This window comes from Streptomyces sp. NPDC051582 (assembly GCF_040681715.1).
Lineage (GTDB): Bacteria > Actinomycetota > Actinomycetes > Streptomycetales > Streptomycetaceae > Streptomyces.
This window is the reverse complement of sequence record NZ_JBFAZJ010000033.1, coordinates 15357-41892: the sequence shown is the minus strand read 5'-3', so window position 1 is coordinate 41892 and position 26536 is coordinate 15357. Positions and strand designations below refer to the sequence as shown.

The following is a 26536-nucleotide window of genomic DNA, read 5'->3' as shown; positions in this document are numbered from 1 at the left end:
CGGGCGTGGTGGGGGGACGGCCTCAGTCGAAGTTCGGCGCGTTGCGCTCGTAGACCAGGCGCAGCCCGATCAGCGTCAGCCACGGCTCGTGGTCGTCGATGACCGAGGACTCGCCGAGGACCATCGGCGCCAGCCCCCCGGTGGCGATCACCCGCACGTCGCTCGGATCGCCGTGCGGTCCGGCCAGCTCCTTGGCCATCCGCGTGACGACCCCGTCGACCTGCCCGGCGAACCCGTAGACCACGCCCGACTGCATGGCCTCGACCGTGGACTTGCCGATGACGTTGCGCGGCCGCGCCAGCTCGATCTTGCGGAGCTGGGCCCCCCGTACGCCGAGGGCCTCCATCGAGATCTCGATGCCCGGGGAGATCACCCCGCCCACGTACTCGCCCTTCGCGGAGACCGCGTCGAAGGTGGTCGCCGTACCGAAGTCCACCACGATCGCCGGGCCGCCGAAGAGCTCGACGGCGGCGACCGCGTTGATGATGCGGTCCGCGCCGACCTCCTTGGGGTTGTCCATCAGGATCGGCACCCCCGTCTTGATGCCGGGCTCCACCAGCACCGCGGGGACGTCGCCGTAGTAGCGGCGGGTCACCTCGCGCAGCTCGTGCAGCACGGACGGGACGGTCGAGCAGATCGCGATGCCGTGGATGCCGTCGCCGAGCTCGCTGCCGAGCATCGGGTGCATGCCCATCAGGCCCTGCATCAGGACGGCCATCTCGTCGGCCGTGCGGCGCGGGTCGGTGGAGATGCGCCAGTGCTCGACGATCTCGTCGCCGTCGAACAGGCCGAGGACGGTGTGGGTGTTGCCGACGTCGATGGTCAGCAGCATTACCGCTCCTCGCGCAGGTCCAGGCCGATGTCCAGGATCGGGGAGGAGTGCGTGAGCCCGCCGACCGCCAGGTAGTCCACGCCGGTCTCCGCGTACGCGCGGGCGTTGGCCAGCGTGAGCCGGCCCGAGGACTCCAGCACCGCGCGGCCGGCGACCAGGGCCACGGCCTCCTCGGTTTCGATCGGGGTGAAGTTGTCCAGCAGGATCAGGTCCGCGCCCGCGTCCAGCGCCTCGCGGACCTGGTGCAGGGTGTCCACCTCGACCTCGATGGGCAGGTCGGGGAACTGCTCGCGGACGGCCCGGAACGCCTCCGCGACACCGCCCGCCGCGATCACGTGGTTGTCCTTGACCAGCGCCGCGTCCGACAGGGACATGCGGTGGTTGACGCCGCCGCCGCAGCGCACCGCGTACTTCTCCAGGGAGCGCAGGCCCGGCGTGGTCTTGCGGGTGTCGCGGACCTTCGCCTTGGTGCCCTCCAGCTCGTCGGCCCACTTGCGGGTCGCCGTCGCGATGCCCGACATCAGGCAGAGCAGGTTCAGCGCGCTGCGCTCGCCGGTGAGCAGGTCCCGGGTGCGGGCCTTGACCGTCAGCAGCACCTGGCCGGGCTTGACCCGGTCGCCGTCCTCCACGTGCCGCTCGACCTCGAACTCGTCCTCGCAGACGACCGACAGGACGGCTTCGGCCACGCGCAGGCCGGCGACCGTGCCCGCCTCGCGCGCCGTGAAGTCGGCGTGCGCGACGGCCTCCTCGGGGACGGTGGCCACGGTGGTCACGTCGACCCCGCCGTCCAGGTCCTCGGAGATCGCCATGTGGGCGATGTCCTCGACCTCGATCGGGTCCAGGCCCGCGCCGGCGAGCAGCGCGGCGAGCGCCGGGTCCAGGCCGCTCTCCTCGCCGTCGCCGCACGCGCAGTCGTCGCCGCAGCCGCCGCCCGCGGACTGGTCGAGGAGCGGCAGCTCCGCGTGCTCGTGGTCGTGGTCGTGCTGTTCGGTGCTCACGATGACTGCTCCTGGCTCAGGGGGTGCTGTACGGACGGAAAGCCCGCGGAGTCGGTGGGGGTGACGACCAGGGCCCGCCTCTCGGTGGCGGACAGCCGGACGACGAGGTGGCGGCGCCAGGCGGCGTCGTCGCGCTCGGGGTGGTCCTCGCGCCAGTGGCAGCCGCGGGTCTCCTCGCGGCGCAGGGCCGCGGCGACCAGGACGCGGGCCACGCACAGCAGGTTCGTGGCCTCCCAGGTCTCGACGCCGGGCACGGCGGTCTTGCCGTCCGTCTCCAGCGCCGTGAGGGCCTTCGCGTACAGGTCCTCCAGGGCGGCGGCCGCCGTGCGCAGGGACTCGGCGGAGCGGAGCACGCCCGCGCCGTCCGTCATGATGCGCTGGACCTCGTACCGCGCCTCGGCGGGCTGGAGCGGGCCGGTCGCCGGGACCGGGATGCCGGGGCCGCCGCTGGCGGGCGCGCCGCCCGCGATGTCGGCGGCGATCCGCTCGGCGAAGACGAGCCCCTCCAGCAGGGAGTTGGAGGCGAGCCGGTTCGCGCCGTGCACGCCGGTGCAGGCGACTTCGCCGCACGCGTACAGGCCGGGGACGGTCGTGCGGCCGTGCAGGTCGGTGCGTACGCCGCCGGAGGCGTAGTGCGCGGCGGGCGCGACCGGGATCGGCTCGGTCACCGGGTCGATGCCGTGGGAGCGGCAGGCGGCCAGGATGGTCGGGAAGCGCTGTTCCCACATCCGCGCGCCGAAGTGCCGGGCGTCCAGGTACATGTGCTGCGCGCCCTGCTCCTGCATGCGGCGCATGATGCCCTTGGCGACGATGTCGCGCGGGGCCAGCTCGGCCAGCTCGTGCTGGCCCTGCATGAAGCGGACGCCGTCGGCGTCGACCAGGTACGCGCCCTCGCCGCGGACCGCCTCCGAGACCAGCGGCTGCTGGCCCTCGGCGTCCGGTCCGAGGAACAGCACGGTCGGGTGGAACTGGACGAACTCCAGGTCGGAGACCTCGGCCCCGGCCCGCAGCGCGAGCGCGACGCCGTCGCCGGTGGACACCGACGGGTTGGTGGTGGCCGAGAAGACCTGGCCCATGCCGCCGGTCGCCAGGATCACGGCGGGCGCGTGGACCGCGCCGACGCCGTCGTGCTGGCCCTCGCCCATGACGTGCAGGGTGACCCCGGCCGTCCGGCCCCCGGCGTCCTGGAGGAGGTCAAGTACGAGCGCGTTCTCGACCGTACGGATGCCCGCCCGCTGGACGGCTTCGACCAGGGCGCGGGAGATCTCGGCGCCGGTGGCGTCGCCGCCCGCGTGCGCGATCCGGCGGCGGTGGTGGCCGCCCTCACGGGTCAGCTCTATCTCGCCGGTCTCGGCGGAGGTGTCGAAGACGGCTCCGGTGGCCATCAGCCGGCGCACGGCGTCCGGCCCCTCGGTCACCAGGAGCCGTACGGCGGCCTCGTCGCACAGCCCGGCGCCCGCGACGAGCGTGTCGTCCAGGTGCTGCTCGGGGGTGTCGCCCTCGCCGAGGGCCGCGGCGATCCCGCCCTGAGCCCAGCGCGTGGAGCCGTCGTCGAGGCGGGCCTTGGTGACCACGACCGTACGGCGGCCGGCGGCGGCGCAGCGCAGTGCGGCGGTCAGGCCGGCGACGCCGGAGCCGACGACCACGACGTCGGCGTCGAGGGCCCAGCCGGGGGCGTTGGCGTGCAGCCGTATGCCGGTACCGGCGGTGCCTGTGCCTGGGGTGCTCACGTGTGTGCTCCGAACTCCAATGGAATGTTGTCGATCAGCCGGGTCGTCCCCACCTTGGCGGCGACGGCCAGGACGGCCTGCCCGGTGAAGTCGGGACGGACGTCGGTGAAGTCACGCGGGTCCACCAGCGCCAGGTAGTCCAGCAGCAGCGGCGGATCGTGGCGGCCCGCCTCCTCCAGGACGTGCCGGGCGGCGGCCCGTACGGCGTCCGGCAGGCCGGTGCCCGCGGCGGACACGGCGTGCGCGTCGGCGGCGGAGCGGATCTCGCCCAGCCGGGCCAGGGCGGTGGCCCGCTCGTCGCTGGCCGGAGAGGCCTCGGCGCGGGCCCGCAGCGCGGCCTGCGCGGCGAGCCGGTCCTGCCCGGCGAACAGGGCGCGGGACAGGGCCAGGGCGGTGCGGCGCTCCTGGGCGGAGAGGAACCGGTTGCGCGAGGACAGCGCGAGCCCGTCCTCCTCGCGGACGGTGGTCACGCCGACCACCTCCACGGGGAAGTTCAGGTCGGTCACCATCCGCCGGATCAGGGCCAGTTGCTGCGCGTCCTTCTGGCCGAAGAGGGCCAGGTCGGGGCGGGTGAGGTGGAGCAGCTTGGCGACGACGGTCAGCATGCCGTCGAAGTGGCCGGGCCGGGTGGCCCCTTCGAGGCGCTCGCCCATCGGGCCGGCGCTGACCCGCACCTGGGGGTCGCCGCCCGGGTAGACCTCGTCGACGGCCGGGGCGAACACGGCGTCGGCGCCGGCAGCGCGGGCGATCTCCAGGTCGGCGTCGAGGGTGCGGGGGTAGCGGTCGAGGTCCTCGTTCGCCCCGAACTGCAGCGGGTTCACGAAGACGGTGACCACGACCTGGCCCGTCCGTCCGGCCCGTTCGCGCGCCGAGCGGATGAGGGTGGCGTGGCCCTCGTGCAGGGCCCCCATGGTCATGACGACGGCGCGGGGGCCCCCGGCGCTGCGCGGGAGTCCGTGCAGCTCCCGGGCGGTGTCGATCAGCAGCAGGTCGGTCACTGGTCCCCACCCTCGCGATCGGCGAGCACGCCCAGGAGGTCCTCGGCGAGTTCGGGCTTGAGGAGGCCGTGCGCGAGGGCCCGGTCGGCGGTGGTGCGGGCCATCGCCAGGTACCCGGCGACCGAGGCGGGCGCGTGCTTGCGCAGCTCCGCGACGTGTGCGGCGACCGTACCGGCGTCGCCGCGGGCCACCGGGCCGGTCAGCGCGGCGTCCCCCGAGCGCAGGGCGTTGTCGAGGGCGGCGCCGAGCAGCGGGCCGAGCATCCGGTCGGGGTGCTCGACCCCGGCCTTGTGCAGCAGCTCCATGGCCTGGGCGACCAGGGTGACCAGGTGGTTCGCGCCGAGGGCGAGGGCGGCGTGGTAGAGCGGACGGTTCTCCTCCGCGATCCACTCGGGCTCCCCGCCCATCTCGATCACCAGGGCCTCGGCCGCGAGCCGCAGCTCTTCGGGGGCCGTGACGCCGAACGAGCAGCCGGCCAGGCGCTGCACGTCCACCTCGGTGCCGGTGAAGGTCATCGCGGGGTGCAGGGCCAGCGGGAGCGCGCCCGCGCGCCGGGCCGGGTCCAGGACGGCGGTCCCGTACCGCCCGGAGGTGTGGACGAGCAGCTGTCCGGGCCGGATCGCGCCGGTCTCGGCGAGCCCCTCGACGAGGCCGGGCAGCGCGTCGTCGGGGACGGTCAGCAGCACCAGGTCGGCCAGCTCCAGCACCTGCGCGGGCGGTACGAGCGGCACGTCCGGCAGCATCCGCGCGGCACGCCGGCGGGAGGCGTCGGAGACGCCGGAGACGGCGACCGGCCGGTGTCCGGCCTGCTGGAGCGCACGGGCCAGCGCGGGGCCGACCCGGCCTGCGCCGACGACGCCGACGGTGAGCCGGGCGGGGCGCGGTTGCTGGGATGAGTTCACGCGGGGAAGGCCTTCCGTTCCAGTCCGCGGGGGGTACCGGACGATACGCCGCCATGCTAGCCCCTGGGCGTGTTGACCGGTCGGGGATGATCGGGGCATGACCGGTGACGAGGATCTGGCGAAGCGGCTGGTGGCGGCGGGGCGTGCGGCGGAGCGGACGCTCTCGTACAGCCTGCGCGAGGCGACGGTGGGGGAACTGCTGGCGGGGCTGGCCGCGCCGGACCCCGACGAGCCGGCCGACGTGTACGGGGACGGGGTGGTGACCCGGCTCGAACAGCGGGTGGCGGAGCTGCTGGGGACGCAGGACGCGGCGTTCTTCCCCTCGGGGACGATGGCCCAGCAGATCGCGCTGCGCTGCTGGGCGGGGCGGACCGGGAACCCGGTGGTCGCCCTGCACCCGGCGAGCCATCCGGAGCTGTGGGAGGGCGGGGCGCTGTCGCTGGTCTCGGGCCTGCGCACGGTGCACCCGACGAAGGACCCGCGCCAGCCCGTGGCGGAGGAGGTCGCGGACCTGGCGGAGCCCTTCGGCACGCTGATGCTGGAGCTGCCGCTGCGCGAGGCGGGCTTCCTGCTGCCCACCTGGGAGGAGCTGGAGGCGCTGGTCGGGGCGGCCCGCGAACGGGACGCGGTGGTCCACTTCGACGGGGCCCGGCTGTGGGAGTCGACGGTGCACTTCGGGCGGCCGCTGGAGGAGATCGCGGCGCTCGCGGACTCCGTGTACGTCTCGTTCTACAAGTCGCTCGGCGGCCTCAGCGGCGCCGCCCTGGCGGGCTCCTCCTCCCTGATCGAGGAGGCGCGGGTCTGGCGCCACCGGTACGGGGGCCAGATCTTCCGCCAGTTCCCGCAGGCCCTGTCCGCGCTGGACGGGCTGGAGCGGGAGCTGCCGCGCCTGCCCTCGTACGTGGCCCAGGCGCGCAGGGTGGCCTCGGCGCTGGCCGAGGCGCTGGCCGGCGGCCCGGTCCCGTGGTTCCGCATCAACCCGGAGACCCCGCACACGCACCAGTTCCAGGTCTGGCTGCCGTACGAGGCGGACCGGCTGACGGAGGCGGGCGTGCGCACCGCGGAGGAGACGGGCACGGTCCTCTTCCGGCGCTGGTCGCCGGCGCCGGTGCCGGGCGTCTCGGTGACGGAGCTGACGGTCACCGCTGCGGGCCTCACCTGGACCGAGGAGGACGTGCACGAGGCGCTGAAGGCCTTCGTCACCCGCCTCGCCCCCTGACGGGACGCGGGGCCGGGGACGGGCGAATGGTCCCGTTCGTGCAACGGCGACGCACCGATTTCCGCCGAAGTCGTCGGTCCGGCGCCGCCTGCCGGTTACCTTCCCTCCACGGGAAGCAACGGAGCCGTCCCCCCGGAGGAGTCACCATGACCGCTCACCCCGCCTGGCAGAAGTCCACGTACTGCGGCGAAGGAGACAACTGCGTGTACGTCTCCGCCGCCCCGGGCCACCTGGTCCGGGTGGCCGACCGGGCCGACCCGGCGCACCTGGTTCTGGCCACGACCCAGTCCGCCTGGGCCGACTTCCTTGACGCCGTGAAGGCGGACGGGTAACCGTCGGCGCGCCCGGAATCATGCCGCTGAGGGGATTTTGTCCGATTAGCGCGTATCTTCGGCCCATGCCCACGCCCTACGGATCCCGCGGCGGCATGGCGTTCAGCGCCGCCGAGCTGCACGTGCTCAGGCGAACGCTCGCCCACGCCCTCCAGTCCTCCACGGCCCCCGCCCCCCTGACGACCCCGGAGGTCCAGGACTGTCTGCGCCTCGCGCAGTCGGTGGACGAAGCGGTCCAGGAGGCGGGGCGGCTCAGAGCGTTCCTCCTCGCCGACCTCGCCCGCTACCGCGGCGCCCTGCCCGGCAGCCTCTCCGGCTACCTGGAGCTGCTCCAGGACGCCCTGGCGGCGGGGTACGAGCCCGCGCCCGACGACCTGGCCGCCCTGCGCGCCCTGCGGGCCAACCCGGTCGCGGCGGCGCTGCTGGAGCGCTGCCAGACCATCGCCGAGCGTTCTCTGCGCAGGCGGCTCTCCACGACCCCGCCGCCCCGGACCCGGCTGCTGGCCCTGTCCGGGGGCAGGGACACGAGGGAGTCCAGGAGCGTCAGGGAGGCCGGGAACGGCAAGGAGGCCGGGAACGGCAAGGACGGCAAGGACGGCAAGGAGGAGCCGGCCCGGCCCGCTCCGGCGCCCAAGGAGCCGTCGCACCCCGAACGCCCGTCCGAGCGCCCCATCCCGACGCCCGGCGAGGTGTTCCCGCCGCGCCGCAAGCCCACCCCGCCCCCGGCGGCCGGGCTCGCCGCCGGGTAGCTACGCTGGGGGCATGGACTACGTTTCCGCGCTCGTGCCCCCCGTAGTGATGGCCGGCTTCTTCATCGCGCTCGTCGTGACGATCGTGAAGAGCCAGGGCGGCGCCAACAAGGCCAAGGAAGACGCGGCCGTCGACGCCGTGATCGCCCGCGCCGAGGCCGTTCAGCAGACCCCGCCCGGCAAGTAGTCCGACCGGTCTTCCCCGCCTGACCGGCGCGCGTATCGCGCCCGCGCGCCCTCCCGTGTAACGCTGCGCCCCCACATTCTCGCGGCGCGTTGCGTTCTGAATAGCCGGGCAATTCCACACATTCCGCACTATCGTGCTGTTGTGCCTCGCCCCTTGGGAGAACTCGAAGACGCGGTCATGACGCGGGTGTGGCAGTGGAACCGCCCGGTCACTGTTCGTGAAGTTCTGGAAGACCTCCAGCAGGAACGGTCCATCGCGTACACCACGGTCATGACCGTTATGGACAATCTCCATCAGAAGGGCTGGGTCCGCCGGGAAGCCGAAGGCCGGGCCTATCGATATACCGCGGTCTCCACCCGGGCCGCCTACTCGGCCGCACTGATGAACGAAGCCTGGTCGACGAGCGACAACCCCGCGGCCGCCCTCGTGGCCTTCTTCGGGATGATGTCCGCCGAACAGCGCGACGCCCTGCGGGACGCCTTCCGCATCGTGGGGTACGACGACGGGACGGCCGCCGAGCCGCCCGCCGAGTCCGCAGGCCGGCCGCCCGCCGCCCCGCCCACCGCCCCCGCCGCCCCGCCCGCCGAACCCCCTTCCGCCGAAGGGGACTCCGCCGGGCGCGCGCCCGAGCCCGGGCGATAGCGTCCGGGCATGGGTGAGTTTTCCGCTGAACACGCAAAAACAGTGACGATCCGCCGTGCCCGCACCGGCGATGTTCCCGCGCTGCGACGTCTCCTCGACCAGTACGTGCAGCAGCGGATCCTCCTCGACAAAGCCCCGGTCGTCCTTTACGAGGACATCCAGGAGTTCTGGGTCGCGGAACGCGACCGGGACGGCCAGGTCGTCGGCTGCGGCGCTCTCCACGTCATGTGGGAAGACCTGGCCGAAGTCCGTACTCTCGCGGTGGACCGCGAGTTGAAGGGCGGTGGAGTCGGTCATCAGCTGCTGCGGCAGTTGTTGGACACCGCGCGGGCCCTCGGCGTCGCCAAGGTTTTCTGCCTGACCTTCGAAGTGGACTTCTTCGCGAAGCACGGCTTCGTCGAGATCGGGGAGACCCCGGTCGAGACGGATGTCTACATGGAGCTCCTGCGTTCCTATGACGAGGGCGTCGCCGAGTTCCTCGGTCTCGAACGGGTGAAGCCGAACACCTTGGGCAACAGCCGGATGCTTCTGCACCTGTGAACGATCACGGTGGCTTTTCCCGTGCTCCGCGCACCTGTGGCCTATGTCCGAATCGCGCACGTTTCCCGCCGCGTTGCGGTCTCGAACCTCTCCAGGGGGGTTTGTGTTTTCCAGGGAAAAGCGGTTTCCTTTCCGCGTACTGCTTTTCGATGAAAGGAAATCCCGGTGGCACAGAAGGTTCAGGTCCTTCTTGTCGACGACCTCGACGGTGGCGAGGCGGACGAGACCGTGACGTTCGCTCTGGATGGCAAGACCTACGAGATCGACCTCACCACCGCCAACGCGGAGAAGCTGCGCTCCGCGCTCGCCGACTACGTGAAGGGCGCCCGCCGCACCGGCGGCCGCGCCTCCGGCGGTCGTGCCAAGACCCGTACGGCCGCGACGTCCGGAAACCCGGACACCGCCGAGATCCGCGCGTGGGCCAAGGCCCAGGGGATGAGCGTCAACGACCGCGGGCGCGTCCCGCAGGAGATCCGCGAGGCCTACGAGAACGCCAAGGGCTGACCCTCGGCCTCTCGTTCCCTCGGGGCCCTCGGGCCGGCGGGGGAAGGGGCCCTCAGGGGCGTACGCCGCCACAGGCGCGCCCGGTGGCATTCCGTCGCCGCCGCCGCGACCAGGCGTACGAGATCGGGCCCGGCACCACCGTGCCGGGGACCGGAGCCCTGCCCAGGACCGGGCAGGGACGGCAACAGTGCCTCACACCCCTGCTCGGGGGGTCGCAACCACACGGCGGCCCCCCGGGGACTTCCCCCGGGGTGTCCCGGCGGGACCGGGGCCGAGATCCGGCCTCCGGCGCCCAGCGCGGTGAGGTCCAGGGCGACCCCGCCCCACTCCAGCCACTCCAGCAGACCGTCCAGCTCCTCCGCGCTCCCCGCGGCCACCAGGAACCTCATCCTGCGTCCGGCGAACGCCACCGGGCCCGTGGCGACCGGCCCGCGCAGCAGCCGCTCCCCGGCATCGGCCGGCAGCTCCAGCACGTCGAACCGCACCCCGGTGACCAGCTCCGCGGGCGGCCCTTCCGCAACGGGCCAGCCGAGCACCCCCTCGTACCAGGACGCGTACGCGTCCCGGGGCGGATCCGCGGGTGAATCCTCGGGCGCGACGTAGGGCGGCGCAGCGGTGACGGCCATGACCGGAGCAACTCCGGAGCGCCATCGGGGTTACGCAGTGCGCCGGACTCAATGCGGAACGTAAACATCCGCCGAGGTGGAGTCCCACATTCGGGACGCAATCGTGTTCGCCCGTAGCGGAGGGAACCGGTGCCACCGGCATGGAGTGTCAGTCCTTACGGGTAAGACATTCCTAGTGGATCGGGGCGACACGCTGATTTGAGCGGCTTCCGTTCGCCATCGGCGTACACGTGTGACGGGTATCTGCCTGGCCTGCGGGAACATCGTCTCGCACCATCGGGTTGGAGCAGTTGTCGGCTGTTGAAGCCGGTTTTCCCCACTGACGTGGGGGTGATCGCGGACGGATGTCGGCAGTTGGAATGAGCTGTCCCGCCCCGCGGGACTAGCATGCGGAAGGACAGGGCGGGGACCGACCCCGAACTGCCCGACCGCTCTGAGGAGCGATAAACGATGTTCGAGAGGTTCACCGACCGCGCGCGGCGGGTTGTCGTCCTGGCTCAGGAAGAAGCCCGGATGCTCAACCACAACTACATCGGCACCGAGCACATCCTCCTGGGCTTGATCCACGAGGGTGAGGGTGTCGCCGCTAAGGCCCTGGAGAGCCTCGGGATTTCGCTCGAGGCTGTTCGCCAGCAGGTTGAGGAGATCATCGGTCAGGGGCAGCAGGCCCCGTCCGGCCACATCCCCTTCACCCCGCGGGCGAAGAAGGTCCTGGAGCTTTCGCTCCGAGAGGCCCTCCAGCTCGGCCACAACTACATCGGCACCGAGCACATCCTGCTCGGCCTCATTCGCGAGGGCGAGGGCGTCGCCGCCCAGGTCCTGGTGAAGCTGGGCGCCGATCTCAACCGAGTCCGGCAGCAGGTCATCCAGCTGCTCTCCGGCTACTCCGGCGGAGGCAAGGAGTCGGCCACGGCCGGCGGCCCGGCCGAGGGCACGCCCTCGACCTCCCTCGTCCTGGACCAGTTCGGCCGCAATCTCACGCAGGCCGCCCGCGAATCCAAGCTCGACCCGGTCATCGGGCGCGAGAAGGAGATCGAGCGGGTCATGCAGGTCCTGTCCCGCCGTACCAAGAACAACCCCGTCCTCATCGGCGAGCCCGGCGTCGGCAAGACCGCCGTCGTCGAGGGCCTGGCCCAGGCGATCGTCAAGGGCGAGGTCCCCGAGACGCTGAAGGACAAGCACCTCTACACGCTTGACCTCGGCGCCCTGGTCGCGGGTTCCCGCTACCGCGGTGACTTCGAGGAGCGCCTGAAGAAGGTGCTCAAGGAGATCCGCACCCGCGGCGACATCATCCTGTTCATCGACGAGCTCCACACCCTCGTGGGTGCGGGCGCCGCCGAGGGCGCGATCGACGCCGCCAGCATCCTCAAGCCCATGCTGGCCCGTGGTGAGCTCCAGACCATCGGTGCCACGACGCTGGACGAGTACCGCAAGCACCTTGAGAAGGACGCGGCCCTTGAGCGCCGCTTCCAGCCGATCCAGGTGGCGGAGCCTTCCCTCCCCCACACGATCGAGATCCTCAAGGGGCTGCGCGACCGCTACGAGGCCCACCACCGCGTCTCCATCACGGACGAGGCCCTGGTCCAGGCGGCGACGCTGGCCGACCGGTACATCTCGGACCGCTTCCTGCCGGACAAGGCGATCGACCTGATCGACGAGGCCGGCTCCCGGATGCGCATCCGCCGGATGACCGCGCCGCCGGACCTCCGCGAGTTCGACGAGAAGATCGCGGGCGTGCGCCGCGACAAGGAGTCGGCCATCGACTCCCAGGACTTCGAGAAGGCGGCTTCCCTCCGCGACAAGGAGAAGCAGCTGCTGGCGGCGAAGGCCAAGCGCGAGAAGGAATGGAAGGCCGGCGACATGGACGTCGTCGCCGAGGTCGACGGCGAGCTCATCGCCGAGGTCCTCGCGACCGCGACCGGCATTCCCGTCTTCAAGCTCACCGAGGAGGAGTCCTCGCGGCTGCTCCGCATGGAAGACGAGCTCCACCGCCGGGTCATCGGCCAGAAGGACGCCATCAAGGCGCTCTCCCAGGCGATCCGCCGTACCCGTGCGGGTCTGAAGGACCCGAAGCGCCCGGGTGGCTCGTTCATCTTCGCCGGCCCGTCCGGTGTCGGTAAGACCGAGCTGTCCAAGACGCTCGCCGAATTCCTCTTCGGCGACGAGGACGCACTGATCTCCCTCGACATGTCGGAGTTCAGCGAGAAGCACACGGTTTCGCGCCTCTTCGGTTCGCCCCCCGGCTACGTGGGCTACGAGGAGGGTGGCCAGCTCACCGAGAAGGTGCGCCGCAAGCCGTTCTCCGTCGTCCTCTTCGACGAGGTCGAGAAGGCCCACCCGGATATCTTCAATTCCCTTCTCCAGATCCTGGAGGACGGTCGCCTGACCGACTCCCAGGGCCGGGTCGTGGACTTCAAGAACACGGTCATCATCATGACGACCAACCTGGGTACGCGGGACATCTCGAAGGGCTTCAACCTCGGTTTCGCCGCTGTCGGCGACACCAAGACCGGCTACGACCGGATGAAGGCGAAGGTCAACGAAGAGCTCAAGCAGCACTTCCGGCCCGAGTTCCTGAACCGTGTCGACGACACGGTCGTCTTCCACCAGCTCACCGAGGAAGACATCATCCAGATCGTCGACCTGATGATCGCCAAGGTCGACGAGCGCCTGAAGGACCGCGACATGGGCATCGAGCTGAGCGGTGACGCGAAGCTCCTGCTCGCCAAGCGCGGCTACGACCCGATCCTGGGTGCCCGGCCGCTGCGCCGGACCATCCAGCGCGAGATCGAGGACGTCCTGTCGGAGAAGATCCTCTTCGGCGAGCTGCGCCCCGGCCACATCGTGGTCGTCGGCAAGGAGGGTGACGGCGAAGAGGCCAAGTTCACCTTCCGCGGCGAGGAGAAGTCGGCCCTGCCGGACCTCCCCCCGATCGAGGCCACGGGCTCCGGCCCGGACCTGTCGAAGGGCGCGTAGCGCGCGGGCGGTAGCCCGGCCGTACCGAGGGGCGGCCCCGGAACCACACGGTTCCGGGGCCGCCCCTTTGCGTTGACGGCCTCCGGTCCCGGGGTCGGAGGGCCCCGGGGCTTCGGTCCTCCGGGGGGCGGCAGAGGTCCCGGGGCCGGTGACAAGCCGCACAGGGCAAAACGGACCTACTAGAACGTCTCGTAGGTTCGATGTCCGTTTTGCCCCTGTCGGGCCGGGGCCTCGGGCCAGTCGGGGCGCGGTCAACCGGCTGCGTCACACCCCCGGGGCCTACGAGCCCGGGTAGTAATCGGGAGGTTTGGGGATACCGCGGGGCACGGGTTACCAAGGGTGGGCAAGCCCGGCATCGCTCTCCAGCGTGCCGGGTGGCTTCTTGCCCGAACCGCCCTTGTCCCCGGCCCGGAGGTCTCCCTATGTCCGCGAAGCGCAGCATCACCCGTCGTACCCGTATCGCCGTCGGCGCCACCGCTCTCGGTGCCGTGCTGGCTCTCGGGGCCGGGACGACCGCCGCCTTCGCCGACACGGCTCCGGAGACCGCCCTGACCGGCACCGCCGGGCTGGTCGCGACCCAGGCCAAGGCCCAGGCCGCCCAGGCCGCCGCCGCCAAGGCCGCTGCCGCGAAGGCCGCCGCTGCCGCGAAGGCCGCCGCTGCCAAGGCCGTCATCGCCTGGCAGAAGCCGGTCGCGAGCTACACGCTCTCCGCGACCTTCGGCAAGGGCGGCACCATGTGGTCCCACAAGCACTCGGGCCAGGACTTCGCCTGCCCCGTCGGCACCCCGGTCAAGGCCGCCTCCGCGGGCACCGTCGTCAAGGCCGGCCCGAACGGTGGCGGCGACGGCCCGGCGTACGGCAACGCCATCGTGATCAAGCACGCGAACAACACGTACTCGCAGTACGCGCACCTCTCGAAGATCAAGGTCCGGATCGGCCAGAAGGTCACCAAGGGCTCGCAGATCGCGCTGTCCGGCAACACGGGCAACTCCAGCGGCCCGCACCTCCACTTCGAGATCCGGACCACCCCGAACTACGGCTCGGCCGTGAACCCGGTCTCCTTCCTGCGCGGCGCCGGCGTCAGCGTCTGACCCGCGGCACCCCTCCGGCCGAGGTCAGTACAGGAGCCAGGAGCCCGTCGGCTTCGTCTTCGCGTCGACCCGGCCCGGCTTGAACGTGTCGATCTGGGCGGGCGAGAGCACCGAGGCGTAGGTGTGCACGGTCTCCATGGCCCCGTTCCACGGCGCGGTCCACTTGTCCTCGTGCCGTGAGCGGGCCAGCTGGAGCGGTCCCTGCGCCTGGAAGATTCCGGGGACGGCTGCCTCGCCGGTCTTCTTCCCGTTGACGTAGAGGGCGATCTGCTTGCGCTCCGCGTCGTAGGTCCCGGTCAGGGTGGAGAAGGTCTTCTCCATCTTGGGGCTCTCGCCGGTCACGGTCACCGCGGTCGCCTCCGCCCCCTGGTCGCCGGTCTGGACGCGGAAGACCCAGGCCGGCTTGCCGTTCACCTGGTCCAGGCCCAGTTCGAACGAGAAGGACTTCTCGTTGCCCTGGCTGACGGCGATCTGGCGCCCCTTCGGCGCCCGGTTCCAGACGTGGGCCGAGACGGTGAAGCTCTTGCCCGTGTCCACCACGGCCTTCTGGGACTCGGCGTACGAGTTCTCGTTGCCCTTCGTGCGGATCTCGAAGCGCTTGTCGATCGGGAAGACCCCGGCGTCGGGGCCCATCTTCAGCGGGGACTTTCCGCTGCGGTCCCGGATCTGCGTCGGGTCGTCCTTGACGGTCGGGGTGTTGTCGACCGGCGCCTTGGTCTTCGAGCCGCTGGGGGAGGGCGAGGCCGAGACGGTCGGGGACTGCTTGTCGTCCACCGCCTCGTTCCCGCCCTTGTCGTCGCCGCCCATCAGCAGGAACGTTCCGCCGCCGGCGAGCAGCGCCAGTACGGTCACCGCGCCGGCGATCATCCACAGCCGCTTCTTGCGCTTCTCGGCCGCCGACCGGTCCGCCATGGCCTCCCAGTCCGGCTGGTCCGGCGCCGGGGCGAACGGCCCGGGCGCGCCGGGGAAGCCGGGACCGCCCGGAGCACCCGGCGGCACGGGCGCGCCCATGTCCGGGAGCCCCTGGGCCCACTGCTGGGGGGCCGGGCCGAAGCCACCGCCGCCGTCCTGGGCCGGAGCGCCGGGCGGGTAGCCGTAGCCGGCCGCGGGGGCCGGCGGGGCGGGCGGGAACCCGTAGCCCCCGTTCCCCGGGGCGGGCTGGGGCTGCGGGTTGCTGGGGGGATTCGTACCGTCGGTCATCCAGGGATGCTAGAACACCGGTCCGCGCACGGGTACGGCCCGGTCCCGGTCGGACCGCACCACGGCGGCGGGGCCCGTTCCGGGCCGCCCCGACGCCCCTATCCCGACAGCTTGATGATCGGGAAGCTGCCGGTCGCCGTCGGCGCGTGCTCCGGCAGCCACAGCACCGCCACCGCGCCCGCCGCCGCGCCCTCGCGGTCCACGCCGCCCGGAGCCGCCACGTTGCGGAACGTCAGCCGGGCGCCCAGTACCCTGGCCTGCCCCTCCGCGATGGTCAGCCCCAGCCCGTGCCCGACGCCCGCCCGGTCCGTGGACCCGGTGCGGAACCGGCTCGGCCCCTCGCGCAGCAGCGCTTCCGGGAAGCCCGGCCCGTGGTCGCGGACCCGTACGACGCGGCCCTCGATGTCGACCTGGATGGGCGGCTGCCCGTACCGGGCCGCGTTGGCCAGCAGGTTGCCCAGGATCCGCTCCAGCCGCCGCGGGTCGGTGCTGACCATCTCGTCCGCGACCACCCGTACCGAGGCCTCCGGCATCAGCGCGGTCACCCGCCGGCTCACGAACTCGCCCAGTGCCACGACCTGCAGCTCCGCCCGTTCGGACGCGCTGTCCAGCCGGGCCACCTCCAGTACGTCCTCGACCAGCGCCCGCATCGCCTGCGCCCGGTCCCGCACCAGTTCCGTCGGCCTGCCCGGCGGCAGCAGCTCCGCGGCCGTGAGCAGGCCCGTCACCGGGGTCCGCAGTTCGTGCGCGATGTCCGCGGTCACCCGCCGCTCGGCCTCCAGCCGCTGCTGGAGCGCGTCGGCCATGGCGTCCACGGCCCGCGCGAGGTCGTCGGTCTCGTCCCGTACGACGCCGCCGACCGCGTCCCGCACCCGTACGTCGGGGTCCCCGTGCGCCACCCGCTGCGCGGCGGCCGCGGCCTTGCGCAGCCGGCGCGAGATCTGCCCGCCGATGAGCACGCCGAGCGCGGCGCCCGCGACGACGACGGAGATCGACCCGACGACCAGGGCCCGGTCCAGGTCGCGCACCATGTTGGCGCTCTCCTTGAACTCGTTGTGCAGCGACAGCACCTGCCCGTTCCCGAGCGGCACCGCGGCCCACACCACCGGCACGCCCCGGCGCGACTCCTGGACGTACGTGCCGCGCCGCCCCGAGCGCGCCTTCTCGCGCAGCGCGGCGGGCAGATCGGGGTCGTTGACCTTCGCCCCGAGGACCGGTTTGCGCCCGGTCTCGACGACGCGGGCGATGATGTTCACGTTCGCCAGCTGGGCCTCGCGCGCGCTCTCCAGCATCGACACGCGGGCAGCGCTGTGCACGACCAGGCTCAGTGCCACGGCGACGAGCGCGCCGACGGCGGCGATGGCGAGCGTGATCTTCCAGCGGATCCCCGTACGGAGGGTGAAGCGCCTCATGCCTTCAGCTTGTATCCGAATCCCCGGACCGTTTCGATCCGGTCCTGTCCGATCTTGGTGCGCAGCCGCTGGACGTGGACGTCCACGACGCGGGTGTCACCGCCCCAGTCGTAGTCCCAGACCCGCTCCAGCAGGCGGTCGCGCGAGAGAACGGTGCCGGGCGCGGAGGAGAACTCCAGGAGCAGCCGCATCTCGGTCGGCGTCAGCGCCACCGGGGCGCCGGCCCTGCGGACCTCCATGCCCTCGGTGTCGACCTCCAGGTCGCCGAAGGCCAGCACCCCGCGCTCCTCGGAGCCGTCCTCGTCGTGGGCACCGGGGCGGCCGTTCTGCGGCCCGCCCGCGTGGCCGAAGCGGCGCAGCACCGCGCGGATGCGGGCGACGAGGACCGAGCCGTCGAAGGGCTTGGTGACGTAGTCGTCGGCGCCCGCCTCCAGGCCCAGGACCACGTCGATCGAGTCGGCGCGGGCCGAGAGCATGATCACCGGGACGGTGGACTCGTCGCGGATCCGGCGGCACAGGCTCACGCCGTCCATGCCGGGCACCATCACGTCGAGCAGGGCGATGTCCGGGCGGTTGGCGCGGAAGGACTCCAGTCCGGACAGGCCGTCGGGCATGGCCGTGACCACGAACCCGTCGCGTTCCAGCGCCAGCGTCGTGGCCTCACGGATGACGTCGTCGTCCTCCACGAACAGGACATGGGTCTCGGCCATGCGGGAGCCTCGCCTCGGTTGCTCGGTACGTCAGTTCTTCTGAGTGACGGCGGGGGCGGGCTGGGCCCCGCCGTCGATGTTGCTGTAGTCGGTGTGCACGCGGTCCTGCTCGGCGAACTTCTCCCCGTTCCAGCGGTACGTGATCACGTCCTCGCCGGACGGGTACGCGAGCGCGTCGCTCTTGCCGTACACCGGCCTGGTGACCACCAGGTCGCCCCGGTCGATCTCCGCGTAGACGGGCGGCTGCTCGTCCGAGAACACATTCTCGTACGTCCCGCCCTCCGACCTGTACACGTAGGAGCCCCGCCCCAGTGCGTCGGCGCAGGACAGCACGTTGACGACGATGTCGACGACCGAGTTCCCGGTGACCTTCCCGTAGCTCACGTCGATCGGGTAGTCCTTGCCCGCGCAGGGCTTGAGGTCCCGCTTGACCGCGTCGCTGACCTTGGGGTCCGCCCGGAGCAGCGCGACCGGGTCGACCTTCTTCGAGGGCTTGCCGGAAGCGCCGGTCGTGGCCGGGACGTGGTCGGGCGGGGTGGCCGTCGGCGAGCCGGTCTTGGACACGGGGTCGGTGTGGGCCGGCCCGCCGTCACGCAGACCGGTCCCGCCGGCGCTGCAACCGGCCGCGAACAGCACAGTGCCGGCGAGGACGACCGTCCCCGCCGACATCAGCGCCAGCGAACTTCTGCCCCTCAGGCATTGGCCGTTCAGGCCGCGCACCGCTCACGCCCCTCGTACCGGATGGTGTGGTCACCGCGGTGGTCACCGCGCTCCAGCGCGCGCATGTCCAGATCCCGGCTCTCCAGTTCCTGCCGGAGACGGGCCAGTGCGCGGTGCAGGGTGCTCTTCACAGTACCCGCAGACATCCCGAGCGCGGCGGCGGTCTCGTCGGTGCTCATCTGCTCCCAGTGCCGCAGCACGACCACGCTGCGCTGCTTGGGTGCGAGCACCTTGAGGATGTCCATCAGCAGGGCGCGGTCGGCGCGCTGGTCGGAGCCGTCCTCGACGGAGGCGTCCGGGAGCTGCTCGGTGGGGACCTCTTCGAGCTTGCGGGCGCGCCACCACTCGGTACGGGTGTTGATCATGACGCGGCGCATGTAGGCGTCGGCGAGGGACTTGTCGGCGATGCCGTCCCAGCGGCCGTACGTGCGCACGAGGGCGGTCTGGAGGAGGTCCTGAGCGTCCGTGGGGTCCGGAACCAGGCGCCGGGCACTGCGCAGGAGCGCGTCCTGCCGAGTGCGTACGTACTCTTCGAATCCGAGTACCTCGCCGTGCGCCATCTCAGACCGCCTCCGTCCCGTGCAACCGCTCGTCCGTTGCCTCTCGCCCTACGGATTCGAAGTTACGGAGGGGTTGTCACGGGCCTGTGCGGGCCAGCCTTCGGTGGGCGCACGGACACCCATAGGTTGTGTAACAGAGCCGTGAGCTGGGGTTTCGGCGAACCAAACGGAATCTTTGGCTCAGTTTGTGGCGGGGCTCGCCGGGGTGCTCGCGGCGGGGCTGGTGGGGGTGGCCGCGGGGGTGCCCTGCGGCAGCCGGTACATCCCCGCCGCGAGCGGCTCGACCAGTCCGTCGGAGACCAGCCCGTCCAGTGCCCGGGCCCGCTGCACCGGCTCGTCCCAGACCGTGTCCAGCAGGGCCTGCGGAACCGGCCCGACCGCGTCCCTCAGCACCGCGAGGAGCTTGCCGCGCACCTGCCGGTCCGTCCCCGCGTACGTCTGCCCGCGCCGCGGCGGCCCGTCGTGGGCCGGCTTCCCGGCGAGGCGCCACGCGCACAGTCCGGCCACCGGGCAGCGCGCGCAGTCCGGGGACTTGGCGGTGCACACCAGGGCGCCGAGCTCCATCGAGGCGGCCGCCCAGCGCGCCGCGGTGTCCTCGTCCCCGGGCAGCAGGGCCCGGGCCAGGCGCCGCTCGGCCGCGGTGGTGGCGTTCGGCGGGTACTCGACGCCGGTCGTGGTGCGGGCGAAGACCCGCCGCACGTTGGTGTCGAGCACGGCGTGCCGCTGCCCGTACGCGAAGGAGGCCACGGCCGCCGCCGTGTACTCGCCGATCCCGGGCAGCGCGAGCAGCTGCGCGTGCTCGCGCGGTACGTCGCCCCCGTGGCGCTCCGTTATCGCCACGGCCGCGCCGTGCAGGCGCAGGGCCCGCCGCGGGTAGCCGAGCCGCCCCCAGGCCCGTACGGCCTCGCCGGGGGCCTCGGCGGCCAGGTCGGCGGGGCGGGGCCAGCGGGCGAGCCACTGCTCGTACACCGGCAGGACCCGGTTGACGGGCGTCTGCTGGAGCATGAACTCGCTGACCATGACCCCCCAGGGGCCCGCCTCGGGGCGGCGCCAGGGCAGGTCGCGGGCGTGCTCCTCGAACCAGGCGATGACCGGGGAGTGCAGCGCGTGGGACGCGTCGGGGGACGTCTCGGGGGAAGGGCTGGTGGATGCAGTCATGGCAATGGCATCCTGGCACGTTTCAGGGCTGCCGCGCGGGGCCCGGGCCGGTGAACCAGACAGCGGCGCGCCCCCCGCTCGCCCGCACGGCGGCGGTGATCGTACTGATCGGACCGGTCAGGGCGCGGACGGCGAGCGCGGCGAGCGCCCCGCCGAGCAGCAGGCCGGCCAGTACGTCGTGGGGGTAGTGGACGCCCACGAAGACCCGGGAGAAGGCCATCAGCACCGCGAGCGGGACGGCCGCGAGCGCGAGGCGGCGTACGGCGAGGGCCAGTGCGACGGCGGCGGCGCCCGCGATGGCGGAGTGGTTGCTCGGGAACGACCAGTCGCCGGGGGCGGGGCAGGCGATGAGCGGGGCGGCGGCCCCGGCGACCGCCCGGCAGGGCCGCTCCTCGTCCACGGCGGACTTCACGAGCTCGGAGGCGACGTACGCGAGGGCGGTGGCGAGCGGCGCGGCGACGGCGAGGGCGACGGCCCGCGGGCCCGTCCGGGCGCGCGCCCGCCACCACACGGCCATGAAGAGCAGACCGAAGAGCAGGAGTCCGTACTCCGTCCAGACCTCGAACGCCGACCGCACCCAGCCGGGTGCGGAGCGGGCGGAATCGGTGATGTCGCGGTAGAGGCCGGAGGAGTCCATGCTCACCGACCGTACTCAAAACCGATCAAATCCGGCGTCGGACTCTTGGCCGATTCTCGTCGGTGCCGGGTCCGCCCGCAGGATGATCATCGGCAAAACAAGCCGGTTGCGCGGCATGTGGGGCGCGGATCGGGCCGCGGACTCTCGTAAAGTTCCGTCCGTGGGATCTATGCGCAATCCGGTCGGGCCGCTCCCCTCCTCCATCTACTGGCGACGGAGGGCTGTGCTGGCGTCCGTCGTCGCGCTCCTCGCGCTCCTCGCCGTATGGACCGTCAGTTCCGGTGGGGGCAGGTCGAGTACGAACGGCAAGGGCGGGGACAAGGGGCCGAAGCCCGTCACGTCGATCACCCCGGGGCCGGCGGGGACGGGTCCGGCGATCAGTCAGGCGCCGGGCGGGCGGGCCGAGTCGGGCGGCGGCGCGGGCAAGAACGGGGAGCCGGGCGGCACTCCGGGCACGGGTTCCGCTTCGGGCGGCTCCGCCGGTGCCGGCGGCAGCGGCGGAGCCGGTGGCGGCGCGCCCCAGGTCCCGGCGGACTCCCCCCTCCCCACCTGCGCCCCGGGCGGGCTGCAGTGGGAGGTCAAGAGCGTGAAGAACGAGTACGAGACGAGCGAGAAGCCCCGCCTCGAACTGGTCGCGCGCAACGTCTCCGGCACGACCTGCAAGGTCGATCTCGGCCCGAAGCAGGCGGTCCTGACCATCCTCCAGGCGAGCACGAGCAAGGCGGTGTGGTCCTCGGCGGACTGCCCCTCGGGCGCGGGCAACGCGTTCTTCCGGGTCCCGGCGCAGGGCGAGACGAAGCAGTCGCTGGAGTGGGACCGCAAGTTCAGCGCCCCCGACCAGTGCCAGACGCCTCCGGCGGGGGCCGCGGCCGCGGACACGTACGTGGTGGAGGTCAAGTCCCCGGGCATGCCGGTCGCCCGGACCTCGTTCGTGCTCAAGCAGGACTGAGCCGGGGCCGGCCGCGGCCGGCCCCGCGGCGCCGAGCGGTGCGAGGACCGCGGCGCAGGACCAGACGTACCGCTCCAGGATCAGACGTGCCGCTCGCGGATCAGACGTACCGCTCCAGGATCGAGGACTCCGCGAGGCGGGACAGCCCCTCGCGGACGCTCCGGGCGCGGGCCTCGCCGACGCCGTCCACGGCCTGGAGGTCGTCCACCGACGCGGCCAGCAGCTTCTGCAGGCCGCCGAAGTGCTCCACCAGCCGCTCGATGATGGCCCCCGGCAGCCGCGGTACCTTCGCCAGCAGCCGGTACCCCCGCGGGGACACCGCCGAGTCCAGGGTCTCGGGCGAGCCCGTGTACCCCAGGGCGCGCGCCACGATCGCCAGCTCCAGCAGCTCCGGATGCGTCAGCGCGTCCAGCGCCGGCAGCGCTTCCTCCACCGTGCGCGAGCGCTTCGCGGTCGGCTCCGGAACGTAGTCCCGGATCACCAGCTCCCGCTCCTGCTCGATCCCGACCGTCAATTCGTCCAGCTGGAGCGACAGCAGTCGTCCGTCCGTGCCCAGCTCGACCACGTATTCAGCGATTTCCGTGGCAATGCGGCGGACCATTTCCAGCCGCTGCGCCACCGCCGTCACGTCGCGCACCGTGACCAGGTCCTCGATCTCCAGCGCGGACAGCGTCCCGGCGACCTCGTCCAGGCGGAGCTTGTACCGCTCCAGCGTGGCCAGCGCCTGGTTCGCCCGCGACAGGATCGCCCCGGACTCCTCCAGGACCCGCCGCTCCCCGTCCACGTACAGCGCGATCAGCCGCATCGACTGGGACACCGAGACGACGGGGAACCCGCACTGCTTGGAGACCCGGTCCGCGGTCCGGTGCCGCGTCCCCGTCTCCTCCGTCGGGATCGAGGCGTCCGGCACCAGCTGGACGCCCGCCCGCAGGATCTTGGTGAGGTCCTTGTCCAGGATCAGCGCACCGTCGAGCTTGCACAGCTCGCGCAGCCGGGTCGCGGTGAACTCCACGTCCAGGACGAATCCGCCCGTGCACATCGCTTCGACGGCCTTGTCCATGCCCAGGACGATCAAGCCGCCCGTGTTACCGCGGACGATCCGTTCCAGGCCGTCGCGCAGGGGCTGACCGGGGGCGACCGCACTCAGCGAGGCACGCATCAGCGCATCGTGCTTGGAGCTCGCGCCGGACTTCCCGGGTGCTGCTGCCCCGTCCTTGGCTGCCACTGCACTCCTCCGGTCGCGGGTTGCGCCGCCTGCGTACGGCCGGGCGGACCAGCACAAAGTCTACCGGCGTGCGCTGCGGCCCCGCCGTGGCTTGGCCAGGTGCGCCCCCGCGGGACCCCGTACGGGCCCCCTCGCACCCCGCTCACCAGCGGCTACCCGCCCGCTATTCCTTGGCCGCCGCCCGCGAACGCCCGCGCGGCAGCACCCGCAGCGCGTCACCCATGTCCGCGACCTCGATCACCTTCATCCCGGCCGGGACCTTCCCCGGATCGCCCGGCACCAGCGCGTGCGTGAAGCCGAGCCGGTGCGCCTCGGCGAGCCGCCGCTGCACGCCCGTCACCCGCCGCACCTCGCCCGCGAGCCCGACCTCGCCGATCGCCACGAGGTTCTTCGGCAGCGGGACGTCGCTCGCCGCCGAGGCCAGCGCGAGGGCGATCGCCAGGTCGGCGGCCGGCTCGGTCAGCTTCACCCCGCCCACGGTGGCCGAGTAGATGTCGCGCTTGCCGAGCGCGGTGATCCGGCCGCGCTGCTCCAGCACCGCCAGCATCATCGAGACGCGCGAGGTCTCCAGGCCCGAGGTGGTCCGCCGGGGAGAGGGGATCTGCGAGTCGACGGTCAGCGCCTGCACTTCGGCGACCAGCGGGCGCTTGCCCTCCAGGGTCACCGTCAGGCAGGTGCCGGGGACGGCCTCCGCGCGCCGGGTCAGGAACAGCCCGCTCGGGTCGGCGAGCCCGGTGATCCCCTCGTCGTGCAGTTCGAAGCAGCCGACCTCGTCGGTGGCGCCGTACCGGTTCTTCACCCCGCGTACGAGGCGCAGGCGCGCGTGCCGGTCGCCCTCGAAGCTGAGGACCACGTCCACGAGGTGCTCCAGCAGACGGGGGCCGGCGATCGCCCCGTCCTTGGTGACGTGCCCGACCAGCAGGGTGGCCATCCCGCGCTCCTTGGAGGCGCGGATCAGCGCGCCGGCCACCTCGCGGACCTGGGCCATGCCGCCGGGCGCGCCGTCGATCTCGGGGGAGGCGACGGTCTGGACGGAGTCCAGGACCAGCAGCGAGGGCTGTACGGCGTCGAGGTGGCCCAGTACGGCGGACAGGTCGGTCTCGGCGGCGAGGAAGAGGTGGTCGCTGAGGGCGTTGATCCTGTCGGCCCGCAGCCGCACCTGGCTGGCCGACTCCTCGCCCGTGACGTAGAGGGTGCGGTGCGCGTCGCTGGCCGCCTTCGCCGCGACGTCGAGCAGCAGCGTCGACTTCCCGACACCCGGCTCGCCGGCCAGCAGCACGACGGCGCCGGGCACGAGCCCGCCGCCGAGGACCCGGTCCAGTTCGTCGACGCCGGTGCTGCGGGCGGTCGCGGTCCGGCCGTCGACCTGGGCGATGGGGAGCGCGGGCGCGGAGACCCGGCCGGCGGCGGTGGTCCGTACGGCGGGCGCGCCGCCCATTTCCTCGACGGTGCCCCACGCCTGGCACTCGGGGCACCGCCCGAGCCATTTCGCGGTCGTCCAGCCGCACTCGGAGCAGCGGTAGGACGGCCGGTCCTTGGCGGATGAACGAGATGTACGGGCAGCCATGCGGCCCACGGTATCCGGCGCCTGTGACAGCGCGTGCCGCCCGGCGGGGTCGGCGGCGGACGGCACGGCGAAGGGCGCGGCGGAGGGCACGGCGTCAGGGCCGCGGTCAGCAGACGTTCGATCTGTTCACCCGTAAGGGCTAAAACAGCTGAAGGCTTCACGGCCGTCACCGGCGTGCCGCCTACCTTCGCCAGGGTGAACAGCAGCAATCAGGAAAGCCCCACCCAGCGCACCGGCGCACACCGGGCGCACGGGCGCACGCCCCCCGCGGGCCCCGCTGGCACCGGGGGCGCCGCTGGCTCCGGGGGTTCCGGGGCGGGACAGCCGGCCCCGTCGCCGCCCCCGTTCCGGCACGAGCCGTACCTGGACGGCCTGTTCACCTACTGCCTGTCGGTCCTCTGCGACCACGACGCCGCCACCGACGTGCTGGCCGAGGTGCTCGCCGTCGCCGAGCGGTACCCCGGCCGCTGTCCCGACGAGGGCGACCGGCGGGCCTGGCTGTACGCCCTCGCCCGCTGGGCCTGCCTGCGGCGGCTGGCCGAGTACCGGCGGAGCCGGGTGGGAGCGCACTCCGCCCGGCGCACGCCGGAGCGCACGGACGCCGAGCGCGCGCTGCAGGAGTACCGTTCCGGCGCGGGATCCGACTCCGGTTCCGGCTCCGGCTCCGGCTCAGTCTCCGGATCCGGCCCCGGCCCCGGCCCCGGCCCCGGCTCCCTGGACGTGTCCGCGTACCGGCGCACCGAGCTGGCCCGGCTCGCCTGGCCCGAGGCCGCCGGGACCACGCCCGCGCAGCGCGAGGCCCTCGAACTCGCCGTCCGCCACCGCCTCGGCGTCCCCGAACTCGCCGCCGTCCTCGGCACGCCCCCCGCCCTCGCCCGCGAGCTGCTGGCCGGCGCCGCCTGCGAGGTGGAGCGGACCCGCGCCGCCCTCGCCGTCGTCGAGACCGGCGGCTGCCCCTCCGTATCCCGCCTCACCGGCGACGGCGACGGGCAGGTGCTGCTGTCCACCACCCTGCGCGCCGAGCTGGTCCGCCACGTCGACGACTGCCCGCGCTGCCGCCGCGTCGCCGAACGCGTGGACGCCGCCGCCCCCTGGCCCGGCACCGGCGGCATCGACGCGGCCCTCCCGCTGGTCCCCGCCCCGCGCACCGCGGTCCGCGCCGCCATGGTCCGCTCCGGCGGCCGCCGCGGGCGCCGTCCCGGCCCGCGCTTCGACCGCACCGGCTTCCCGATGGACCCCCGCGACCGCGCCGCCCGCCGCGACCGGCTGCGGGCCCGGGCCGTGACGACGACCGTCGTGGCCACGGTCGTCGCGGCCCCGGTGATCGCGCTGTGGGCGGCGTACCGCGGTGCACCCGAGACCGGCGAGCCCGTGGGCGCGGACTCCACCCGGATCTCCGCGAGCGAATCGGAGATCCCGGCCCTGCGGCAGGACGGCCGCCCGCTGCGCGCGTACGAGAACGCCGGCAACACCGCGCACACCACGGGAGAGCCCGGCTTCGGCCCGGGCGCGTCCGACCCGGACGGCTCGGACGTCTCGGTGGAGGTGATCAGTACCGGGGCGGCGCCCGCCGCCCCCGACGGCCGGCCCGGGAAACCCGGGCGGCTCTCCGTCGCCGCCTCCTCGCACCGGGGCACGACCATGCTCACGCTGACCGTCTCCGGCGGGGCTCCCGTGGACTGGCAGCTGTGGTCCGACGCGCCGTGGCTGCGGGCGAGCCGGAGCGCCGGGACGCTGGATCCCGGGGAATCGGTCACCGTGTGGATCACCGTGGACGCGCAGGCCCAGCCGGTCGGCGCCTGGTCCGCCCGGATCGGGGTGGAGCCGGGTGGCGCGGTGATCTCCATCCAGGGCCGCGGCCGCCCCGCGCCCACCCCGCCGCCGGAGCCCGGGGACCCGACGCCGACGCCGAGCCCGACGCCCACGCCGAAGCCGACGGACACCCCGGCGCCGACCCCCACGCCGACCCCGACCCCGACCCCCACGCCGACCCCGGCGGCGAGCGCGTCAGGAGGAACGGTTGGCCCGCCCGCGGATCCGAGCGGGCCGGGGCCCTCGTAGGCCCCTCGCCG

Annotated in this window: 26 protein-coding genes; 11 read left to right on the top strand and 15 right to left on the bottom strand. The window is 73.0% G+C overall.

Going from position 1 to position 26536, the window contains the following annotated elements; all coding sequences use genetic code 11:
• Nucleotides 1-22 precede the first annotated feature (22 nt).
• The 5 genes from AB0M92_RS32310 to AB0M92_RS32290 are packed head-to-tail and all read right to left on the bottom strand — an operon-like array spanning nucleotide 23 to nucleotide 5460.
• On the bottom strand, nucleotides 23-832 hold the full coding sequence (locus AB0M92_RS32310) for a type III pantothenate kinase (RefSeq protein WP_366105884.1): 810 nt from the start codon (nucleotides 830-832) through the stop codon (nucleotides 23-25).
• Complete coding sequence (gene nadC, locus AB0M92_RS32305; protein WP_366105931.1) at nucleotides 832-1788, bottom strand: carboxylating nicotinate-nucleotide diphosphorylase; 957 nt, start codon at nucleotides 1786-1788, stop codon at nucleotides 832-834. The genes AB0M92_RS32310 and nadC overlap by 1 nt, the downstream gene beginning before the upstream one ends.
• Nucleotides 1789-1826: 38 nt before the next feature.
• On the bottom strand, nucleotides 1827-3560 hold the full coding sequence (locus AB0M92_RS32300; protein WP_366105883.1) for an L-aspartate oxidase: 1734 nt from the start codon (nucleotides 3558-3560) through the stop codon (nucleotides 1827-1829).
• Nucleotides 3557-4558: a pantoate--beta-alanine ligase gene (gene panC / locus AB0M92_RS32295; RefSeq protein ID WP_366105881.1), complete on the bottom strand. Its 1002-nt coding sequence runs from the start codon at nucleotides 4556-4558 to the stop codon at nucleotides 3557-3559. Before panC ends, AB0M92_RS32300 begins: the two co-directional genes overlap by 4 nt.
• The gene (locus AB0M92_RS32290) at nucleotides 4555-5460 is read right to left on the bottom strand and encodes a DUF2520 domain-containing protein (protein WP_366105880.1); all 906 of its coding nucleotides are present in this window, start codon (nucleotides 5458-5460) and stop codon (nucleotides 4555-4557) included. The genes panC and AB0M92_RS32290 overlap by 4 nt, the downstream gene beginning before the upstream one ends.
• A gap of 97 nt (nucleotides 5461-5557) precedes the next feature.
• Between AB0M92_RS32290 and AB0M92_RS32285 the strand changes: the two genes are divergently transcribed.
• The 7 genes from AB0M92_RS32285 (at nucleotide 5558) to AB0M92_RS32255 (ending at nucleotide 9633) form a co-directional block, all read left to right on the top strand.
• Nucleotides 5558-6679 carry a beta-eliminating lyase-related protein gene (locus tag AB0M92_RS32285; protein ID WP_366105879.1) on the top strand — a complete coding sequence of 374 codons (1122 nt, stop codon included), beginning with the start codon at nucleotides 5558-5560 and terminating at the stop codon, nucleotides 6677-6679.
• 146 nt (nucleotides 6680-6825) lie between these two features.
• Nucleotides 6826-7011 carry a DUF397 domain-containing protein gene (locus AB0M92_RS32280; RefSeq protein ID WP_030158488.1) on the top strand — a complete coding sequence of 62 codons (186 nt, stop codon included), beginning with the start codon at nucleotides 6826-6828 and terminating at the stop codon, nucleotides 7009-7011.
• A 95-nt stretch (nucleotides 7012-7106) separates the two neighbouring features.
• Nucleotides 7107-7760, top strand: coding sequence for a hypothetical protein (locus tag AB0M92_RS32275; protein ID WP_366105930.1), 654 nt, complete (start codon nucleotides 7107-7109; stop codon nucleotides 7758-7760).
• A gap of 13 nt (nucleotides 7761-7773) precedes the next feature.
• On the top strand, nucleotides 7774-7947 hold the full coding sequence (locus AB0M92_RS32270) for a hypothetical protein (RefSeq protein WP_366105877.1): 174 nt from the start codon (nucleotides 7774-7776) through the stop codon (nucleotides 7945-7947).
• A 141-nt stretch (nucleotides 7948-8088) separates the two neighbouring features.
• Nucleotides 8089-8589, top strand: a complete 501-nt coding sequence (locus tag AB0M92_RS32265; protein ID WP_366105876.1) for a BlaI/MecI/CopY family transcriptional regulator — start codon at nucleotides 8089-8091, stop codon at nucleotides 8587-8589.
• 9 nt (nucleotides 8590-8598) lie between these two features.
• Entirely contained in the window at nucleotides 8599-9129 is a 531-nt protein-coding gene (locus tag AB0M92_RS32260; RefSeq protein WP_366105875.1) for an amino-acid N-acetyltransferase, read from the top strand.
• A 165-nt stretch (nucleotides 9130-9294) separates the two neighbouring features.
• Nucleotides 9295-9633, top strand: coding sequence for an Lsr2 family protein (locus tag AB0M92_RS32255; RefSeq protein ID WP_030867899.1), 339 nt, complete (start codon nucleotides 9295-9297; stop codon nucleotides 9631-9633).
• Here the strand turns inward: AB0M92_RS32255 and AB0M92_RS32250 are convergent.
• Nucleotides 9612-10259, bottom strand: a complete 648-nt coding sequence (locus tag AB0M92_RS32250; protein WP_366105874.1) for an SCO3374 family protein — start codon at nucleotides 10257-10259, stop codon at nucleotides 9612-9614. The genes AB0M92_RS32255 and AB0M92_RS32250 overlap by 22 nt on opposite strands.
• Before the next feature lie 450 nt (nucleotides 10260-10709).
• Between AB0M92_RS32250 and AB0M92_RS32245 the strand changes: the two genes are divergently transcribed.
• Nucleotides 10710-13235 carry an ATP-dependent Clp protease ATP-binding subunit gene (locus AB0M92_RS32245; RefSeq protein ID WP_048478491.1) on the top strand — a complete coding sequence of 842 codons (2526 nt, stop codon included), beginning with the start codon at nucleotides 10710-10712 and terminating at the stop codon, nucleotides 13233-13235.
• Between the two features lie 422 nt (nucleotides 13236-13657).
• On the top strand, nucleotides 13658-14326 hold the full coding sequence (locus tag AB0M92_RS32240; protein WP_366105873.1) for a M23 family metallopeptidase: 669 nt from the start codon (nucleotides 13658-13660) through the stop codon (nucleotides 14324-14326).
• Between the two features lie 24 nt (nucleotides 14327-14350).
• On the opposite strand, the gene AB0M92_RS32235 is transcribed toward AB0M92_RS32240, so the two are convergent.
• The 7 genes from AB0M92_RS32235 to AB0M92_RS32205 form a co-directional block, all read right to left on the bottom strand.
• Complete coding sequence (locus tag AB0M92_RS32235) at nucleotides 14351-15526, bottom strand: LamG-like jellyroll fold domain-containing protein (RefSeq protein ID WP_366105872.1); 1176 nt, start codon at nucleotides 15524-15526, stop codon at nucleotides 14351-14353.
• Between the two features lie 98 nt (nucleotides 15527-15624).
• Nucleotides 15625-16938 (bottom strand): two-component system sensor histidine kinase CseC, encoded by a 1314-nt coding sequence (gene cseC, locus AB0M92_RS32230; protein ID WP_366105871.1) that lies wholly within the window; start codon nucleotides 16936-16938, stop codon nucleotides 15625-15627.
• On the bottom strand, nucleotides 16935-17648 hold the full coding sequence (gene cseB / locus AB0M92_RS32225; protein ID WP_366105870.1) for a two-component system response regulator CseB: 714 nt from the start codon (nucleotides 17646-17648) through the stop codon (nucleotides 16935-16937). Before cseB ends, cseC begins: the two co-directional genes overlap by 4 nt.
• A 30-nt stretch (nucleotides 17649-17678) precedes the next feature.
• The gene (locus AB0M92_RS32220) at nucleotides 17679-18317 is read right to left on the bottom strand and encodes a hypothetical protein (RefSeq protein ID WP_366105869.1); all 639 of its coding nucleotides are present in this window, start codon (nucleotides 18315-18317) and stop codon (nucleotides 17679-17681) included.
• A 38-nt stretch (nucleotides 18318-18355) separates the two neighbouring features.
• Nucleotides 18356-18928: a SigE family RNA polymerase sigma factor gene (locus tag AB0M92_RS32215; RefSeq protein ID WP_366105868.1), complete on the bottom strand. Its 573-nt coding sequence runs from the start codon at nucleotides 18926-18928 to the stop codon at nucleotides 18356-18358.
• Nucleotides 18929-19108: 180 nt separating this feature from the next.
• Nucleotides 19109-20086: an A/G-specific adenine glycosylase gene (locus AB0M92_RS32210; protein ID WP_366105867.1), complete on the bottom strand. Its 978-nt coding sequence runs from the start codon at nucleotides 20084-20086 to the stop codon at nucleotides 19109-19111.
• 22 nt (nucleotides 20087-20108) lie between these two features.
• Nucleotides 20109-20723 carry a phosphatase PAP2 family protein gene (locus AB0M92_RS32205; RefSeq protein ID WP_366105866.1) on the bottom strand — a complete coding sequence of 205 codons (615 nt, stop codon included), beginning with the start codon at nucleotides 20721-20723 and terminating at the stop codon, nucleotides 20109-20111.
• Nucleotides 20724-20892: 169 nt separating this feature from the next.
• On the opposite strand from AB0M92_RS32205, the gene AB0M92_RS32200 reads away from it, so the two are divergent.
• Nucleotides 20893-21672, top strand: a complete 780-nt coding sequence (locus tag AB0M92_RS32200) for a hypothetical protein (protein ID WP_366105929.1) — start codon at nucleotides 20893-20895, stop codon at nucleotides 21670-21672.
• Between the two features lie 100 nt (nucleotides 21673-21772).
• Here the strand turns inward: AB0M92_RS32200 and disA are convergent, their stop codons facing one another.
• Nucleotides 21773-22897, bottom strand: coding sequence for a DNA integrity scanning diadenylate cyclase DisA (gene disA / locus AB0M92_RS32195; protein WP_030158457.1), 1125 nt, complete (start codon nucleotides 22895-22897; stop codon nucleotides 21773-21775).
• 163 nt (nucleotides 22898-23060) lie between these two features.
• Nucleotides 23061-24464 (bottom strand): DNA repair protein RadA, encoded by a 1404-nt coding sequence (gene radA / locus AB0M92_RS32190; protein WP_366105865.1) that lies wholly within the window; start codon nucleotides 24462-24464, stop codon nucleotides 23061-23063.
• 195 nt (nucleotides 24465-24659) lie between these two features.
• Here radA and AB0M92_RS32185 point away from each other — a divergent pair, with 195 nt between their 5' ends.
• Complete coding sequence (locus tag AB0M92_RS32185) at nucleotides 24660-26525, top strand: hypothetical protein (RefSeq protein ID WP_366105864.1); 1866 nt, start codon at nucleotides 24660-24662, stop codon at nucleotides 26523-26525.
• Nucleotides 26526-26536 lie beyond the last annotated feature (11 nt).